Source organism: Afipia sp. GW823-FHT06G09, assembly GCF_058794875.1.
Window position 1 is genome coordinate 364,549 of record NZ_JBXAHF010000004.1, and the last position, 15,532, is coordinate 380,080.

Below are 15,532 nucleotides of genomic sequence, written 5' to 3' on the forward strand. Positions count from 1 at the left end.
GCTCAGGCCGGTTCAACCCTACGTAATGCTGGTATAGCCGACAAAATCCGCTCAGGTTCGGTGAGGTGAACCACGCGCCCGCCGGTCACTGCCGCGACCACGCGCGGCCTGAGCGGTTCCCGTGCATCGACGAGGATGACGTCGGCCCGCTTTCCGGCAGCGATCTGCCCGCGATCGTGCAAGCCTGTTGCGGCCGCGGGAGCACCGGAGATCAGCGCCCAGGCTTGCTGGAGTGGGAGGATGTTGTCCGCGGCCAGCAGGAAAGCCGCATGCAGGGGGGCCGGATAGTAATAGTCCGAAGCCAGAATAGAGCAGAGACCTTTGCTCACCATATCCGCTGCGCTGGTCCACCCTGTATGGCTGCCGCCACGCACAACATTTGGCGCACCAAACACCGTGAAATCGCCGCTCTCGATGGCCGAGCGCGCCGTCTCCTCGTTGATCGGGAATTCCGCGATATCGATGCCCAGCTCGCGGAAGCCATAGCGCTGCTCCGGTGATTCATCATCGTGCGACAGTAATGGAACGCCATGGTCCCGGGCAATCGAGGCGAGCCTTGCAATCGAGGCCGGAACGTCGCCCGCCCTGGCCATCACCCCCTCGACCAGTTTGTCGAATTCGCTTTCGCTGAGCCCGGAGCGCTCCACCATGCGAGCGCGCTTCTTCGGATTGCTCATCGATGCGGCGGTCATATGCATATGGTCATTGAAGGCAAGCAGGTTGACGCGTCCGGCGGCCAGCCATTCGGCGATGGTGGGCTCGGCGTCGAGGTTGAATGTCTCCTGCCGCAGATGAAAGCGCGTGTCGGCAGCAAGCCGAGGCTGCATGTCTTCGATGGCATTGAGCAGGCGGTGTGCGTTCTCGGTTCCGCGCAGGCCGGGCTCCCACGACCATGTGGTGGCATGGAAGACGGTGGTGATGCCGTTCGCAATCGCCTGACGGTCGCTGTCAACCAGTGCCATATCGATCGGAAAATCGACGCCGGGACGGGGCATCATCTGGCGTTCAAAAGCGTCGCCGTGAATATCGACGATACCGGGCAGAGCGATCAGGCCATCGCTGTTGAGGCGGACGGAAGCCGATCCGCTGCGGGACGAGACTTCCGCAATCCTTCCATCTGCAACATGAATGGATGCATCGACGAGATCGCTTCCGATCAGTGCTTCGCCGCCTTCAATCAGTACGTCCATCATGTGCCAACTGCCTTCAATGTTTGATCCACTGATGCGACGCATCTGTATTTCTCGACAAAGCCTTCAACCGGGAGATTTCTGAAATCGTGCAACGCGGCCCTCAAACGGTCGTGCGGCCAATCCCACCATGACAGCGCTAACAGTTCATCCGCGATACGTTCTGAAAACCGCCGCCGGATCGGCTTTGCCGGGTTTCCGCCAACGATCGTATAGGCCGGGACATCCTTGGTGACGACGGCTCCAGCCGCGATCACAGCTCCGGTGCCGATGTTCCGGCCCGGCAGTACAATGGCGCCGTGTCCGATCCAGACATCGTGACCGATCGCCACGTGATGACTGCGCCGCCAGGCAAAGAATTCTGACTCATCGGATTCGCCGGGGAAATAGGCGCTGGCGCGATAAGAAAAGTGCGCCTGCGATGCGCGATGCATTGGATGATTGCCGGGGTTGATCCTCGTCATCGCCGCGATAGAGCAAAACTTTCCAATGGTGGCGTACGCAATCTGACTGTCATTCACGACGTAGGAATAGTCGCCGAGCGTGACCTCGTGCAGAATCGTGCGGGCGCCAATCTCGCAATAGGCTCCAGCGCTGCTGTCATGCAGCCGCGCAGTCGGATCGATGAGGGGGACAGTGGATAATTCTTTGCCGGCCATGAATGAAGTTCTCGGTACGGGTGTTGCGCGCGGCGATGTTCGGTGCACTTGGCGAGGACAACATCTCTTCATGACGTTTCGTGACGACATCGTGAAAGTTGGATGACATGGGCTTTTCGTCACAGCATTTTCTATTTCCGGAGAGAGCGTCTGCCACAGGCGTGGATGTCACACAACTGTAGGAAACCCACGCTAGCGAGGTGAGAGGATATTCAGACGGAGTCGGCGCATGCTTGAGGTGGACGGATTAACGTGCCGGTTTGGCGCGAAGACGGCCGTCGATAATGCCTCTTTCGCGATTGAACCGGGATGCTTCGTTGGCGTGATCGGTCGTTCAGGAGCCGGAAAATCGACGCTGCTGCGTATGATCAATCGGCTGGAGAAGCCGACCGGCGGGCGCATTCTGTTCGAGGGCGTTGATGTAACCGCCCTGCAGGGACGCGATTTGCGTCGCTGGCGTGCACGCTCGGCGATGATCTTCCAGCAGTTCAACCTGGTTGGGCGGTTGGATGTGCTGACCAATGTTCTGATGGGGCGGCTTGCGGGCGTGCCGCAGTGGCGGTCGCTGATCCAGCTCTGGCCGGAGGATGACAAGGCCATTGCGATTTCTGCTCTCGAGCAGTTTGACATGATGCCGATGGCCGCGCAGCGCGCCGATCAGCTTTCTGGCGGTCAGCAGCAGCGCGTGGCGATCGCCCGTGCACTTGTCCAGCAACCCGACATTATTCTGGCGGACGAGCCGATCGCGTCGCTTGATCCGCGCAACACGCGGATCGTGATGGATGCGCTGCTGCGCATCAACAAGCATTTCGGTATCACCGTGATATGTAATCTCCACTCGCTCGATCTGGCGCGGACATATTGTGACCGCCTGATTGGCATGTCTGCGGGCCGCGTGGTGTTCGATGGCGCTCCTGCCGCGCTCACAGATACGATCGCGCGCGAGCTCTACGACCTTGAGGCCGGCGAGGTGATGGATGAGGCTCCGAACTTTGCGCCTGGGACACTGGCGCCGGCTTTCCCGGCCGCCGCTGTTGCATGAGCGTGCCCGTGTCGTGAAGCAGTCTTCGGACTGCGTCATGCTTTGAGTCACCGAATTCGACCCTGAACCCCTTCGATAATCGACCACACAGAGGATACCATGATCAATCGCCGTATCGTCATTGCGGGCGCCGCCGCGCTCGCCCTCAGCGCCACAGCAGTGTCTGCTCAGGACTGGAAGACCAAGTATCCTGAGCTGACGTTCGCCGTTGTGCCAGCCGAGAACGCATCGGGCGTGACGGAGCGCTGGGCGCCGTTCATTTCCTATCTGAGCAAGGAACTCGGCGTTAAAGTGAATCTCCGTATCGCCAACGACTACGCGGCGGTGATTGAGGGGCAGCGAACCGGAACTATCCACATTGCGAGTTACGGCTCGGCATCGTTTGCTCGCGCGCGTCTGACCGGGGTGCATACCGATGCGTTCGCCCATGATCGCAACATCGACGGCACTACCGGCTATTACTCCATGTTCTTCGTTCTGGCGAAGGGCCCTTACAAGAGCATCGACGATTTGAAGGGAAAGAATCTCGGTCTGGTCGATCCGAATTCCACTTCCGGCAACAACGTTCCGCGCTTTGAGCTGAACAAGATGCAGATCACCGATGCGGAATCTTATTTCGGCAAGGTGGTGTTCACCGGCAGTCACGAGAATGCGCTCCTGGCGCTCTCGCAAGGGACCGTCGATGTTGCCGCCAACCAGTGGACGGCCGATAACGACTCGACCCTTGCACAAATGCTGACCAAAGGCATGCTCAAGAATGCAGACGGTTCGGCGATGAAGAAGGAAGATTTCCGCATCGTTCACAAGTCGGCACCTATTCTGAACGGCCCATACGCCGTTCTGACCGACATGCCGGCCGATCTGAAGGCAGGCATCGAGAAGGCCTTCTTTGAAGCTCCCACCAAGGACAAGGTGGCTTTTGATCGGCTGTCCGACGGACAGAAGAAAGACTTTGCGCCGGCCACCACCAAGGATTGGGATGGCATGATCGAACTGATCAAGTTCGTCGACAGCCTTCGCAAAAAGAAGGCATCCTGACTGATGAAGGGCCGGACGGACCTACCTGTTCGGCCCTTCCTCTTTCGCTCATAGAGCGGTTTTGTTTTGACAATCAGTCTTTCCAGCTATCCGCCCCAGCAGATCGCGGCGCTCCAGGCCGCGTATAATGCAGCTATTTCGCGCAAGCGTCTGCGCTTCGCAGCGGGTCTTATCGTATTCGTCGCATTGCTGATCGTCGCAGGATTTGGCGCCGAGGTGGCGCCGAAAATTTTTGTCGAGAAGATCGGGAACTTTGTTGGTTACTTCGACCGCATTCTGAATCTGGACACTGGCAAACGCGTCTGGACCGATCCCGCCGAATGGTTCTGGGGCTGGCAGAAATGGCTGAAGCTGCTCGCGGAAACGCTGCTGCTGAGCTATGTCGGCACCACTATCGGCGCGTTCGGCGCATTTGGGCTCAACTTTTTCGCCGCCGCCAACCTGTCGCCGAATCCAGTTCTAAGGTTCGTCGTGCGCAGATTGCTGGAGTTCTGCCGCACGGTTCCAAGTATCGTATTTGCGCTCATTTTCGTGATTGCCTTTGGCCTCGGCCCGATGGCGGGTGTGCTGGCCATTGCGATTCATTCGATCGGTGCGCTGGGCAAGCTTTATTCGGAGCAGGCTGAAAATATCGACATGAAACCGCTCGAAGGTGTCCGCTCCACCGGTGCGAGCTGGTTGTCTGCGGTCCGCTTCGCGGTCCTGCCGCAGGTGATGCCAGGATTTGCGAGTTACACATTGCTGCGGTTCGAGATCAATGTACGCGAAGCGTCAGTGATGGGCTTCGTCGGCGCGGGCGGTATCGGCCAGGAACTGGTCGTGGCGGTGCGCAAGTTCTTCTACTCCGACGTCAGCGCGATTTTGATCATGATCATCATCACGGTGTTTATTATCGATATCTGCACCGGCTGGTTGCGCGGGCGGCTTTTCGGATCGGATCAGCGCGCATGACACCCGAAACCCGAGATCCGAAGGAGCTTGCGATTCAGTATCCGGACCTTTTCCGGGGATCGCACACTGTCCGCCTGAAGACCCTCGCTGTCGCGCTGGCCGCGATTGCGCTGTTTTTCTTCGGCTGCTGGTATCTCGAGTTTTCGGTTGACCGTCTCGTGACCGGTTTCAGGCAACTCGGCTGGTTCATCACCCTGATGATTCCACCCGATCCCGGCACATCGTTCCCGACCTATTTGGTGGCAATGGGGGAAACGCTCTCCATCGCTTTTCTGGGTACACTGCTGGCTGCGGTGCTGGCGCTTCCAGTGAGCCTGCTTGCGGCGCGAAACATCATTCCGTCGGTTTTCCTTCGCTTTCCCGTAAGGCGTTTCCTGGATTCGATCCGGGGCGTAGATACACTGATCTGGGCGCTGGTATGGATCAATGTTGTGGGGCTCGGACCGTTTGCCGGTGTGCTGGCAATCGCGACCTCGGATTTCGGCGCGTTTGGAAAGCTTTTCTCCGAGGCTATTGAAGGGGCGGACCGCAAGCAGGTCGAAGGCATCCGCGCAGCAGGCGGAAACAAGCTTCAGGAGATTCGCTTCGGCCTGATGCCGCAGGTTCTTCCGGTGCTTGCGGGACAAATCCTCTACTTCATCGAATCCAACACGCGCTCGGCCACCATCATCGGCATCGTCGGTGCAGGTGGCATCGGACTGCAACTGGCTGAGCAGATCCGCGTACTGGAATGGCAGAAGGTTTCGACCCTGATCCTGATGATCCTGGTGGCGGTCGCGGTGATTGACTTGATCTCAAGCCGGCTGCGCTTTGCCATTATTGGCCGGGCAGGCGAAGTACGGGCCTGATTCTTCAGCTATTGATTTTCGATGACGAACTGAACCCGCTCGGCGGCAAAGCGTGAGCGTGAGGTAAGCAGCGGCCTTCCGTCCGGTTCTACATCGAGGCTGTCTACCACCAGTACGGGACGACCCAGCGCGAGGTCGAGCCGCGCGGCATCGCCGGCCTCTGCGATCGCGGCAGTGATCTTGGTCCAGTCGCGCCGGTAGTCCCGCACACCGAAGTGAGCCACCAGCTTGGTGGTTGATCGCAGTTTCTCGTAGATTTTCGCGCCGCCGGGGAAGCGGTCCGCGCTCATCCACTTCGTCCCAACACAAATCGGAATCCGGTCCGCAGTGCGCAGAGCATCGATGCGCAGCAGCGGAGCGCCGGTCTTGAGGCCGAGGCGCTTCGCCAAATCCCGCGATGCAGCTTCGATCGATGAATGCAGTAGCTTTCCGTCGGCTTCGTGCCCGTCAGCGCCGACGATTTCCGAGAACCGCGTTCGCGAGCGCAGCGGATAGGCGATGCGCGGGGCTTCCACATACGTGCCGCTGCCGCGCTCTGCGCGGACCAGGCCGCGTTCGGCTAGCGCCGCCAGCGCACGCCGCACCGTATGACGGTTGACGCGATGGATTTCCGCAATCTCCAGTTCACCGGGAAGGCGCGTATCGCGGGCATAGGTTCCGTCCGCAATGGCCTGCTCGATGGAATCCGCTACGCGGCGCCAGAGTGCGACACCTGTCGTTGGCTCTCCGGACAAACTCATGAACGTATCCGCGTCTTTCGACGGCCAGTTCCGGACGCTGTGAAAATCATGTCGATGTCACCAGTTTGTCATGGCGCTGCGTTACGAAGTTGTCTACTAACATAGACAACTTGGAATCGGCAAGCCGGACATGACAGAACCGCCAGTCACATCGGAAACCAGTCGTCGCGCCGCGATGTCAGTGCTGGCGCATACGCCGACAGAGCGGATTTTGTCCTGTCTCGAAGCATTCGATCTCCCGCCGCACGAGGCTGCCCGGCAACCCGAGAGCGGTCTTGTCATGATCCGGGGGCGGATCGGCGGCGACGGTGCCCCGTTTAATCTCGGCGAGGCGAGCGTTTGCCGCGCCGCGGTGCGGCTGGCCTCGGGCGAACTTGGCTTTGGTTATGTGCTGGGACGGGATGGCGAAAAGGCGAGGCTGGTCGCTCTGTGCGATGCGCTGATCCAGAACCCCGGATTCAAGGCCGACGTCGAACAGAATATCATCGCGCCGTTGCGTCGCGAACTCGAAGACGCCCGATCCCGTCAGGCGGCGGAGACAGCGGCGACGCGGGTCGATTTCTACACTCTGGTCAGAGGCGAGGGATGACGATGACACTTCATGCCAGCCTCGGATCGGGTGGTGGCTTTGCCGATCCGGTGCAGTCGTCGCAGTCGGTGTTTCGCTGTGTGATGGATGCGCTGGCGCGTCCCGGTTCAGTTCACACGATCGCCGAACCTGTCCATACGCCATCTCCAATGATGTCAGGTACGGCTGCTATTGCGCTGGCTTTGTTCGATCATGACACGCCGATCTGGATGGACGATCGCTTCTCTGCCGAGCCCGAAATTGATGCGTGGCTGCGGTTTCACACCGGTGCGCCACTGACACGTGATGCATCTTACGCGAGCTATGCATTGATTCACGGTGGCGTAACATTGCCGGACTTTGAAACCTTTGCGCTCGGAACGCCGGAATACCCGGATCGCTCGACCACGCTGGTGGTTCAGGTCGATTCGCTCACCGAAGGACCGGAACTGGTGCTGAATGGTCCCGGTATTCGTGGCTCGGCCACATTGCGCGCGGGCGCGCTGCCTTCGGGCTTTCCCGGACGGATGCGAGCCAACCGCGCACTGTTTCCGCGGGGTGTCGATCTGCTGCTGGTTTGCGGATCGGAACTGGTGGCGATGCCGCGTAGCACGATCGTTGCTGTGAAGGAGGTCTGATCCATGTACGTTGCTGTTAAAGGCGGCGAACGCGCGATTGAGAATGCTCATCGGCTGCTTGCGCATGAGCGGCGTGGCGATCCCGCCATTCCTGATATTTCTTTAGGACAGATTTCCGGACAGCTCACGCTGGCGGTCGATCGTGTCATGACCGAAGGTTCACTTTATGACCGCGAACTTGCCGCGCTGGCGATCAAGCAGGCGCGAGGCGATATGATCGAAGCGATCTTTCTGCTCCGTGCATTCCGCGCGACGTTGCCGCGCTTTGGTGCGACCGAACCGCTCGATACCGCAAACATGCAGGTGCGACGCCGTATTTCTTCGACATTCAAGGATGTGCCCGGCGGGCAGATCCTTGGGCCGACATTCGATTATACCCATCGGCTGCTCGATCCATCACTCACCGAAGGCGTGACCATCCCGGAACCAGCACTGGGTGACGTGGACGAGGCGCCAATGCCGCGCGTGACCGATATTCTCGGCGCAGACGGTCTGATCGAGCCTTCACCCGAGGCAGATACCGACCAACCTGTCGGAGACCTGACCCGTGACCCGCTGAGCTTTCCGGCGGATCGCGACCTGCGCCTGCAAAACCTGGCGAGAGGCGACGAAGGCTTTCTGCTGGCCTTGGGCTATTCGACCCAGCGCGGTTTTGGTCGGACGCATCCATTCGCAGGCGAGATTCGCTTCGGTGAGGTTGAGGTCGAGTTCGTCGCGGAAGATGCCGGCTTCGCGGTGCCGCTCGGGTCGATTACGCTGACCGAATGCCAGATGGTCAATCAGTTTAAGGGCTCGGACACGCAAGCACCGTGCTTCACCCGCGGCTACGGCCTTGCCTTTGGGCAGAGCGAACGCAAGACCATGTCGATGGCGCTGGTGGACCGTTCGTTGCGTGCGCGCGAGTTGGGCGAAGAATCGCGCTCGCCGGCGCAGGATGAGGAGTTCGTGATGTCGCATTCCGACAACGTACAGGCGACGGGATTCGTCGAGCACTTGAAACTCCCGCACTATGTGGATTTCCAGTCCGAACTCGGCTTGCTGCGGAAGCTGCGCAAGGAATTTGAGGCTGCGAAGGGGAGTGACGTTTCGCTCGCGGAGGCCGCCGAATGAACGCGCCCGTTTACAACTTCGCTTATCTCGACGAGCAAACAAAACGGATGATCCGCCGCGCCATCCTTAAGGCCATTGCCATTCCGGGCTATCAGGTGCCGTTCGCCAGCCGCGAGATGCCGATGCCGTATGGCTGGGGCACCGGTGGCGTGCAGGTGACAGCTGCCATCCTCGGACAGGGCGATACGCTGAAAGTGATCGATCAGGGGTCCGACGACACGACCAATGCGATCTCGATCCGAAAATTCTTTGAAAAAACAGCGAACGTTAAGACCACCACGGTGACCTCGGACGCAACCGTGATCCAGACGCGTCACCGTATTCCTGAGACGGCGCTCAATGACAATCAGGTTCTGGTCTACCAGGTGCCGATTCCGGAACCGTTACGGTTTCTCGAACCGCGCGAGACCGAAACGCGGCGCATGCACGCGCTTGGCGAGTATGGCTTGATGCACGTCAAGCTGTATGAAGACATCGCGCGCCACGGCCACATCGCTACAACCTATGCCTATCCGGTGAAGGTCAACGAGCGATATGTGATGGATCCATCGCCGACGCCGAAGTTCGACAATCCGAAAATGGATGACTGTGAAGCTTTGCAATTGTTTGGTGCCGGACGCGAGAAGCGCATCTATGCGATTCCGCCGCATACCAAAGTCACATCGCTCGATTTCGAGGATCATCCGTTCGAAACCTACCGCTTCGACGCGCCTTGCGCATTGTGCGGATCGAAGACATCCTATCTCGATGAAGTCGTGGTCGACGATAAGGGCGGCCGGATGTTCGTGTGTTCCGATACGGACTATTGCGAAACACGCCGCGCGGACGGCCATAAGGGTGCCGGTTTCGGCGCCGACCATCAGGTGATGTGATGCGCGACAACGATCGGCCGCTGCTTGTCTGTGAAGGCCTGAGCAAGTCCTACGGCCGGCATATTGGCTGCAAGGACGTTTCATTCCAGCTCTACCCCGGCGAAGTGCTCGCCATTGTCGGCGAGTCCGGTTCGGGGAAATCCACGTTGTTGCAGATGCTGTCGACGCAGCTTCAACCTAGCAAGGGCCGTGTGTCGTATCGCATGCGTGACGGGATCACCCGCGATCTCGCGACGCTAGGTGAGGCGGAGCGGCGCTTTCTGTTTCGCACCGACTGGGGCTATGTCCATCAGGACCCGGCGATGGGTTTGCGGATGGCTGTATCAGCAGGCGCCAATGTCGGCGAACGGCTCATGGCGGTTGGCTGGGGTCATTACGGTAAAATTCGTGAGACGTCGTCGTCGTGGCTGGAGCGTGTCGAGATCTCGACCGATCGGATCGATGACGCGCCCAAGACTTATTCCGGCGGCATGCGCCAGCGGCTTCAGATCGCGCGCAACCTGGTTACCGAGCCGCGCCTCGTCTTCATGGATGAGCCGACGGGAGGGCTTGATGTCTCCGTTCAGGCGCGCCTGCTCGATTTGGTGCGCGGACTGGTCAACGAACTGGGGCTCGCGGTCGTTATTGTGACGCATGATCTCGCGGTGGCTCGGCTGTTGTCGCATCGGGTCATGGTGATGAAGGGTGGCGAGGTGATCGAGACCGGCCTGACCGATCAGGTGCTTGACGATCCGCATGAGCCCTACACCCAGCTCCTTGTTTCCTCGATCCTGCCGGCATGAGGGTCCTATGTCTCCGATGATTGAGATATCAAACGCGAGCAAGACATTTACGATGCATCTGCAAAACGGTGTGCGGCTGCCGGTTGTGTCCGGAGTGTCCATGCAGGTTAATGCCGGAGAGTGTGTCGTACTTTCTGGCCCATCGGGTGCCGGAAAATCGTCTATCCTGAAAATGATTTTCGGCAACTATCGTTGCGATCAAGGCCGCATCTCGGTACGCCATAATGAGACGATGATTGACGTCGCGACGGCTCAGCCGCGGGATATTCTGCGGGTCCGCAGGCAGACTATCGGCTATGTGAGTCAGTTCCTGCGCGCGGTGCCCCGGGTTGCAACCCTCGACGTTGTTGCCGAACCGCTCGTCGCGAATGGTGTCGCTCGTGACGAAGCCTGTGCGCGGGCGGGAACGCTACTGCGCCGACTCAATATCGCGGAACGGCTCTGGACCCTGCCGCCGTCAACTTTCTCCGGCGGAGAACAGCAGCGCGTCAACATTGCACGCGGCTTCATCTCCGATATGCCGATCCTGTTGCTGGATGAGCCGACGGCTTCGCTCGACGGTGTCAATCGCAAGATTGTCGTCGATCTGGTTGCTGAAAAGAAAATACGCGGTGTGGCGCTGGTCGCCATCGTCCACGACGACGAAGTCCGAAATCTGATTGCCGATCGAATTATCGACGTCACGTCGTTCGCGGCGGCAGCGTAAGAGGAAAAGAATGGTCTCCGAACGGAATGAAGGCGTCCTTGGTAATGCGCGCGTGGTCCTGAAGGACCGGGTCATCGAACAGGGCTGGGTTGCGATTGTTGGTGGGAAAATCGCCGAGGTTGGCGAGGGTGACGCGCCCAGGGGTAGCGAGGACATGGGTGGCGATCTTTTGATGCCCGGGCTGATCGAATTGCATACCGATCACCTGGAGGCGCACTACGTCCCGCGGCCCAAGGTGTTCTGGGACCCGGTGGCGGCAGTGGTGTCTTATGATGGACAGCTAGCAACCAGCGGTATCACAACGGTCCTGGATTCCTTGCGCGTCTGGCGCGAGGAGGGCGCTGAGGACGTGGACGGTCAGGCCGGCGTTCTGGCCGGGGCTATCTCCTCGGCGCGAGAGGCGAAACTGCTGCGGGCCGAGCATTTCCTGCATCTGCGCTGTGAAATTCCGATGCCAAGCGTTGTCGAGGAAGCGAAGGAACTGGTTGGCCGGCCGGACGTGCGGCTCATGTCGCTGATGGATCACACGCCCGGCCAGCGCCAGTTCCGCGATGAGGGTAAACTGCGCGACTACTACCGCGGCAAGAGTGGCGGCCTGACGGATGCGGAACTCGATGTGATGTTTGAGCGCCGTTTTGTCTATCAAAAGACCTACGGCGAAACGAATATGCGCGCCATCGTTGCGCTCGCACAGAGCTACGGGATACCGCTCGCCAGCCATGACGACACCACCGAGGAAAATGTCACCGACGCCATCCGCGATCGGGTGTCGGTCGCCGAATTCCCGACCACGATGGAAGCGGCGCGGGGGCTTCACCAGGCAGGCATCGCCGTTCTGATGGGCGCGCCGAATGTCGTGCGCGGCGGTTCTCACTCGGGAAATATTGCTGCGGTCGATCTCGCCCGCGAGGGGTTGCTCGACATCATGTCGTCTGACTATATCCCGTCGAGTCTTCTCATGGCGGCGATGCAGTTGCCCAAGCATGTGCCGGCGATTGATCTGGCAGCAGCGGTGCGAACCGTTACCAAAACAGCAGCTGAAGCTGTTGGGCTTGCCGACCGGGGTGAAATCGTTGCCGGCAAACGCGCCGATCTGATCCGCGTGCATCTTGCACAGGATCTGCCGGTGGTGCGCAGCGTGTGGCGCGAAGGACATCGCGTAGCATGACCGACATCGCGACACTGTCCGTGCCAGGCACGGATTTGATCGGACCGGGCCGGCTGGTTCTGATCGTAGGGCCCAGCGGAGCGGGCAAGGATACGTTGATCGGGCTGGCGCAAGCTGCCTGTGCGGGCGACTCCAATGTCGTCTTTCCGCAACGGATTGTGACGCGCGAGGCGTCGTCCTTCGAAAACAACGAAGCAGTCAGCCCGATGCGGTTCGGCCAGATGCTTGCACACGGCGACTTCGCCTTCCAGTGGGAAGCGCATGGCTTGCGCTATGGCGTGCCGCGCTCGATCGTGGATGACATCCGGGCCGGACATGCCGTCGTCGTGAACGCGTCTCGCACCATTGTCGAGTTTGCGCGCAGATCGTATGCCAACGTCACGGTGGTCTCGGTGACGGCTCCGCCGGAGATACTTGCACAACGTCTTGCCGCGCGCGCACGGTCCAGCGACGGCCAACTCGACGGCAGGCTCCGCAGGGCGGTTGCTGCCCCGGCGGCTGATGTCGTGATCAACAATATCGGCCGCGCGGAGGACCATGCAGCCGAACTGTTGAAAGCCATCGGCCGTACCTGAGACCGTGTTGCAGCGGCCGCAAAGCCCTAGGCCATGGTGCCGGCATAACGCGGTAATTCCGCGGACTTGTCCGGTTTAAGCACGCCCATCACGGCGCGCGCGTGTCCGAGGCTGATAACCGCTATGTCGCGGGTGGGCTGGCCGGCGCGCGGCTGCGCTTTCTCGATCAGCAACAGGCCGCCTTCCTCGTAAATTTTGACACTGCCCACACCGGTCCAGAGCGTTTCGCGGGCATCGAAGAAATCTTCAACGCTCTCCGTTGTGAATGCGATCTGTTCGATTGCGAGTTTGTAGCCGAGGCGTTCGAAACGGCTGACGATGTCTGCATCGGACATTTTGATGCGTGTGCGGGGCAGGCTCAACTTGGGTTTCCTCCCTACGGTCAATGCGGGAGAGCGCGCCGTTGCTCGGTCCAAAGGTGCATCGATCGGGGTGCTTGTGTAAAGAATCGCGCCGTTCATGGCGTCGTTGTTGGCCCTAGGTTCAAGCGGACAGGTATCCAAGTAAAGCCCATTGTTTGGAAAATTATCGGTGTCGTGCGGTCGGAACGGAAATTGGTGCGTCGCACACTCTCGAGGCTGCGGTCACAAACTTGTGCCGGAGGCTCCGGAAAATGGATGACACCACCCCGAAAGTCCGTGTTAGCCTCGGAGTCGGCGGCGGCGCAAAGTTCCGCCCGGAATGGGAAGGAGACCAAGAAAATGGCCTGGAAGACTCCAAAGATTGTCGAAGTGCCAGTTGGTATGGAAATCAACATGTACGCTTGCGCGGCGCGGAAATAAGCCGCGTATCGTTATCAGTTCGGTAGCTGAACTGTCCGGTTTGCGTCAGGAATTCTTCCCATCGGGAGCATTCCTGAGCGACGCCGGTTTTTCTTGCGTCTGTGACACCGAGTTCCGTGACATGAGATATCGTCACGATGAAGTTCGGTTACATTGATCGAGCGCGGAGCTTGTTTATGCGCGTCGTCGTTCTTGGGGCTGCGGCGGGCGGCGGTGTTCCTCAATGGAATTGTAATTGCGAGGTCTGCCGCGCGGCCCGCAGCTCGCAACCTGAACTGCAGGCAACCCAGGCCTCGATTGCCATAAGCGCCGACGGAGAGCACTGGTTTCTGATCAACGCTTCGCCGGATCTGCGTCAGCAGGTGATCGCGACACCACAACTCCACCCCAAGGCGGGCCATCTGCGCCATAGCCCGATTGCCGGCGTTATCCTGACCAACGGCGAGGTCGATGCTGTGGCCGGCCTTTTGTCGCTCCGCGAGGGTTGGCCATTCACGATCTATGCGCATCAGCGCGTGCTTTCCGTTCTCAAGTCGAACAGTATCTTTAACGTGCTCGACGAGAAGCGGGTGCAGCGCCAGCCGATCGAGTTTGATAAGGCATTCGAGCCGGTGCTTCCGGACGGGTCACCGTCGGGGCTCGAAATTCTGCCGTTTGCCGTTCCCGGTAAACGCGCTTGGTATCTTGAAAGTGCGCCACAACCTGAGAGCGACGAGCCCGGCGATACGCTCGGGTTGCGGATCGCAGACAAAAAAAGTGGAGAATATCTTTATTTTTTGGCGGCCTGCGCAGCACTCACTCCCGATTTGCGGCAGCGCCTTCAAGACGCGCCCCTGATCTTTTTCGACGGCACACTCTGGCGCGACGATGAGTTGATCGCGGCCGGACTGGGGGCAAAGACCGGACAGCGCATGGGGCATATGGCGATGTCGGGGGAGAACGGCGCCATCGGGGCGCTTGCGGACCTTGGCATCGCTCGCAAGATTTTTCTGCATATCAACAATTCGAATCCGGTTCTGTTTCCTGACTCAGCGGAGCGCAAAGCGGCGGAAAAATCAGGGTGGCAGATTCCTTCGGACGGAATGGAGATCAGCGTTTGATCGCAACGAGTGTGTTCGCATTGAAAGCAGGAACGCCGCTCGATTCAGTGGAAGATCTTGAAGCGGCGCTGCGGCAGATTGGAGCAACGCGGTATCACAATCTGCATCCCTTTCACCGGCTGTTACATGGCGGCAAATTGAACAAGGGGCAGGTGCAGGCCTGGGCGCTGAACCGTTACTATTATCAAAGCTCCATTCCCATCAAGGACGCGGTGGTGATCTCGCGGTTTCGCGACCGCAACATCCGGCTCGAATGGCGGCACCGCATCGAAGATCACGACGGCGATGTTGGCACCGAAGGTGGCATCGAGCGCTGGCTCAAGCTGACCGAAGGTCTCGGGCTGGACAGCGCTTATGTGGAATCCGCCGAAGGCATTCTTCCAGCGACGCGTTTCGCGGTCGATGCTTATGTTCATTTTGTTCGCGACAAGACGCCGCTGGAGGCGATTGCCTCGTCACTGACCGAACTGTTCGCGCCGAACCTGCACGAGGAGCGAATCTCGGGAATGCTCGCGCACTACGATTTCATCAACCCGAACATTATGAGCTACTTCAAGCGGCGAATGGAGCAGGCGCCGCGAGACGCGAACTTCGCGCTTGATTTCGTCAAGCGCCATGCCTCTACACCCCAGGAACGGGAAGCCGTCTGCAATGCACTGATTTTCAAGACCAACGTGCTCTGGGTCCAGCTCGACGCGCTCTATCATGCATATGTCGATGGCCACATCCCGCCGGGCGCTTTCGTGCCGGAGCAGGGCTGATG

At 59.6% G+C, this 15,532-nt stretch carries 19 protein-coding genes; 15 read left to right on the top strand and 4 right to left on the bottom strand.

All coding sequences use genetic code 11. The features are described from left to right. Nucleotides 1-2 precede the first annotated feature (2 nt). Together AC1Q67_RS18540 and AC1Q67_RS18545 are read right to left on the bottom strand one after the other, a co-directional pair. Nucleotides 3-1,193, bottom strand: coding sequence for an alpha-D-ribose 1-methylphosphonate 5-triphosphate diphosphatase (locus AC1Q67_RS18540; protein WP_492236843.1), 1,191 nt, complete (start codon nt 1,191-1,193; stop codon nt 3-5). Next, on the bottom strand, nt 1,190-1,849 hold the full coding sequence (locus tag AC1Q67_RS18545; RefSeq protein ID WP_492236842.1) for a DapH/DapD/GlmU-related protein: 660 nt from the start codon (nt 1,847-1,849) through the stop codon (nt 1,190-1,192). The genes AC1Q67_RS18540 and AC1Q67_RS18545 overlap by 4 nt, the downstream gene beginning before the upstream one ends. 229 nt (nt 1,850-2,078) lie before the next feature. Here AC1Q67_RS18545 and phnC point away from each other — a divergent pair, with 229 nt between their 5' ends. From phnC to phnE (AC1Q67_RS18565), 4 genes are all read left to right on the top strand, one after another. Further along, entirely contained in the window at nt 2,079-2,891 is an 813-nt protein-coding gene (phnC, locus tag AC1Q67_RS18550) for a phosphonate ABC transporter ATP-binding protein (RefSeq protein WP_492236841.1), read from the top strand. 99 nt (nt 2,892-2,990) lie between these two features. Continuing rightward, nucleotides 2,991-3,929, top strand: coding sequence for a phosphonate ABC transporter substrate-binding protein (gene phnD / locus AC1Q67_RS18555; protein WP_492236840.1), 939 nt, complete (start codon nt 2,991-2,993; stop codon nt 3,927-3,929). A gap of 66 nt (nt 3,930-3,995) precedes the next feature. Next, nucleotides 3,996-4,880, top strand: a complete 885-nt coding sequence (phnE, locus tag AC1Q67_RS18560; protein WP_492236839.1) for a phosphonate ABC transporter, permease protein PhnE — start codon at nt 3,996-3,998, stop codon at nt 4,878-4,880. Continuing rightward, nucleotides 4,877-5,728, top strand: coding sequence for a phosphonate ABC transporter, permease protein PhnE (phnE, locus tag AC1Q67_RS18565; protein ID WP_492236838.1), 852 nt, complete (start codon nt 4,877-4,879; stop codon nt 5,726-5,728). Before phnE (AC1Q67_RS18560) ends, phnE (AC1Q67_RS18565) begins: the two co-directional genes overlap by 4 nt. Nucleotides 5,729-5,736: 8 nt before the next feature. Here the strand turns inward: phnE (AC1Q67_RS18565) and phnF are convergent, their stop codons facing one another. Then, complete coding sequence (gene phnF, locus AC1Q67_RS18570) at nt 5,737-6,468, bottom strand: phosphonate metabolism transcriptional regulator PhnF (protein ID WP_492236837.1); 732 nt, start codon at nt 6,466-6,468, stop codon at nt 5,737-5,739. A gap of 130 nt (nt 6,469-6,598) precedes the next feature. On the opposite strand from phnF, the gene phnG reads away from it, so the two are divergent. From phnG to phnN, 8 genes are read left to right on the top strand one after another with little or no spacing between them, the layout of a single operon-like run. Next, a complete protein-coding gene (phnG, locus tag AC1Q67_RS18575; protein ID WP_492236836.1) occupies nt 6,599-7,057 on the top strand; it encodes a phosphonate C-P lyase system protein PhnG in 459 nt (152 codons plus the stop codon). 2 nt (nt 7,058-7,059) lie between these two features. Then, nucleotides 7,060-7,674, top strand: a complete 615-nt coding sequence (phnH, locus tag AC1Q67_RS18580; protein ID WP_492237163.1) for a phosphonate C-P lyase system protein PhnH — start codon at nt 7,060-7,062, stop codon at nt 7,672-7,674. Between the two features lie 3 nt (nt 7,675-7,677). After that, complete coding sequence (locus tag AC1Q67_RS18585) at nt 7,678-8,784, top strand: carbon-phosphorus lyase complex subunit (protein WP_492236835.1); 1,107 nt, start codon at nt 7,678-7,680, stop codon at nt 8,782-8,784. Next, a complete protein-coding gene (locus AC1Q67_RS18590) occupies nt 8,781-9,656 on the top strand; it encodes an alpha-D-ribose 1-methylphosphonate 5-phosphate C-P-lyase PhnJ (protein ID WP_492236834.1) in 876 nt (291 codons plus the stop codon). Before AC1Q67_RS18585 ends, AC1Q67_RS18590 begins: the two co-directional genes overlap by 4 nt. After that, the gene (gene phnK, locus AC1Q67_RS18595; protein ID WP_492236833.1) at nt 9,656-10,438 is read left to right on the top strand and encodes a phosphonate C-P lyase system protein PhnK; all 783 of its coding nucleotides are present in this window, start codon (nt 9,656-9,658) and stop codon (nt 10,436-10,438) included. Before AC1Q67_RS18590 ends, phnK begins: the two co-directional genes overlap by 1 nt. A 7-nt stretch (nt 10,439-10,445) precedes the next feature. Then, a complete protein-coding gene (phnL, locus tag AC1Q67_RS18600) occupies nt 10,446-11,144 on the top strand; it encodes a phosphonate C-P lyase system protein PhnL (RefSeq protein ID WP_492237162.1) in 699 nt (232 codons plus the stop codon). A 10-nt stretch (nt 11,145-11,154) separates the two neighbouring features. After that, entirely contained in the window at nt 11,155-12,312 is a 1,158-nt protein-coding gene (locus AC1Q67_RS18605) for an alpha-D-ribose 1-methylphosphonate 5-triphosphate diphosphatase (protein WP_492236832.1), read from the top strand. Then, a complete protein-coding gene (gene phnN / locus AC1Q67_RS18610) occupies nt 12,309-12,887 on the top strand; it encodes a phosphonate metabolism protein/1,5-bisphosphokinase (PRPP-forming) PhnN (RefSeq protein WP_024574600.1) in 579 nt (192 codons plus the stop codon). The genes AC1Q67_RS18605 and phnN overlap by 4 nt, the downstream gene beginning before the upstream one ends. A 26-nt stretch (nt 12,888-12,913) precedes the next feature. Here the strand turns inward: phnN and AC1Q67_RS18615 are convergent, their stop codons facing one another. Beyond that, nucleotides 12,914-13,348: a hypothetical protein gene (locus AC1Q67_RS18615; RefSeq protein ID WP_492236831.1), complete on the bottom strand. Its 435-nt coding sequence runs from the start codon at nt 13,346-13,348 to the stop codon at nt 12,914-12,916. A 240-nt stretch (nt 13,349-13,588) separates the two neighbouring features. Between AC1Q67_RS18615 and pqqA the strand changes: the two genes are divergently transcribed. From pqqA to pqqC, 3 genes are all read left to right on the top strand, one after another. Further along, a complete protein-coding gene (gene pqqA, locus AC1Q67_RS18620) occupies nt 13,589-13,669 on the top strand; it encodes a pyrroloquinoline quinone precursor peptide PqqA (RefSeq protein WP_009031067.1) in 81 nt (26 codons plus the stop codon). A gap of 176 nt (nt 13,670-13,845) precedes the next feature. Beyond that, a complete protein-coding gene (pqqB, locus tag AC1Q67_RS18625; RefSeq protein ID WP_492236830.1) occupies nt 13,846-14,769 on the top strand; it encodes a pyrroloquinoline quinone biosynthesis protein PqqB in 924 nt (307 codons plus the stop codon). Next, nucleotides 14,766-15,530 carry a pyrroloquinoline-quinone synthase PqqC gene (gene pqqC / locus AC1Q67_RS18630; protein WP_492236829.1) on the top strand — a complete coding sequence of 255 codons (765 nt, stop codon included), beginning with the start codon at nt 14,766-14,768 and terminating at the stop codon, nt 15,528-15,530. Before pqqB ends, pqqC begins: the two co-directional genes overlap by 4 nt. Nucleotides 15,531-15,532 lie beyond the last annotated feature (2 nt).

Coding starts and splice junctions, on each gene's coding strand:
- phnG (WP_492236836.1), top strand. CDS start 6,599: ATGACAGAACCGCCAGTCACATCGGAAACCAGTCGTCGCGCCGCGATG.
- AC1Q67_RS18545 (WP_492236842.1), bottom strand. CDS start 1,849: ATGGCCGGCAAAGAATTATCCACTGTCCCCCTCATCGATCCGACTGCG.
- phnC (WP_492236841.1), top strand. CDS start 2,079: ATGCTTGAGGTGGACGGATTAACGTGCCGGTTTGGCGCGAAGACGGCC.
- phnH (WP_492237163.1), top strand. CDS start 7,060: ATGACACTTCATGCCAGCCTCGGATCGGGTGGTGGCTTTGCCGATCCG.
- phnK (WP_492236833.1), top strand. CDS start 9,656: ATGCGCGACAACGATCGGCCGCTGCTTGTCTGTGAAGGCCTGAGCAAG.
- AC1Q67_RS18605 (WP_492236832.1), top strand. CDS start 11,155: ATGGTCTCCGAACGGAATGAAGGCGTCCTTGGTAATGCGCGCGTGGTC.
- pqqA (WP_009031067.1), top strand. CDS start 13,589: ATGGCCTGGAAGACTCCAAAGATTGTCGAAGTGCCAGTTGGTATGGAA.
- phnE (WP_492236838.1), top strand. CDS start 4,877: ATGACACCCGAAACCCGAGATCCGAAGGAGCTTGCGATTCAGTATCCG.
- phnN (WP_024574600.1), top strand. CDS start 12,309: ATGACCGACATCGCGACACTGTCCGTGCCAGGCACGGATTTGATCGGA.
- phnF (WP_492236837.1), bottom strand. CDS start 6,468: ATGAGTTTGTCCGGAGAGCCAACGACAGGTGTCGCACTCTGGCGCCGC.
- AC1Q67_RS18615 (WP_492236831.1), bottom strand. CDS start 13,348: ATGAACGGCGCGATTCTTTACACAAGCACCCCGATCGATGCACCTTTG.
- phnL (WP_492237162.1), top strand. CDS start 10,446: ATGTCTCCGATGATTGAGATATCAAACGCGAGCAAGACATTTACGATG.
- pqqB (WP_492236830.1), top strand. CDS start 13,846: ATGCGCGTCGTCGTTCTTGGGGCTGCGGCGGGCGGCGGTGTTCCTCAA.
- phnD (WP_492236840.1), top strand. CDS start 2,991: ATGATCAATCGCCGTATCGTCATTGCGGGCGCCGCCGCGCTCGCCCTC.
- AC1Q67_RS18585 (WP_492236835.1), top strand. CDS start 7,678: ATGTACGTTGCTGTTAAAGGCGGCGAACGCGCGATTGAGAATGCTCAT.
- AC1Q67_RS18540 (WP_492236843.1), bottom strand. CDS start 1,193: ATGATGGACGTACTGATTGAAGGCGGCGAAGCACTGATCGGAAGCGAT.
- AC1Q67_RS18590 (WP_492236834.1), top strand. CDS start 8,781: ATGAACGCGCCCGTTTACAACTTCGCTTATCTCGACGAGCAAACAAAA.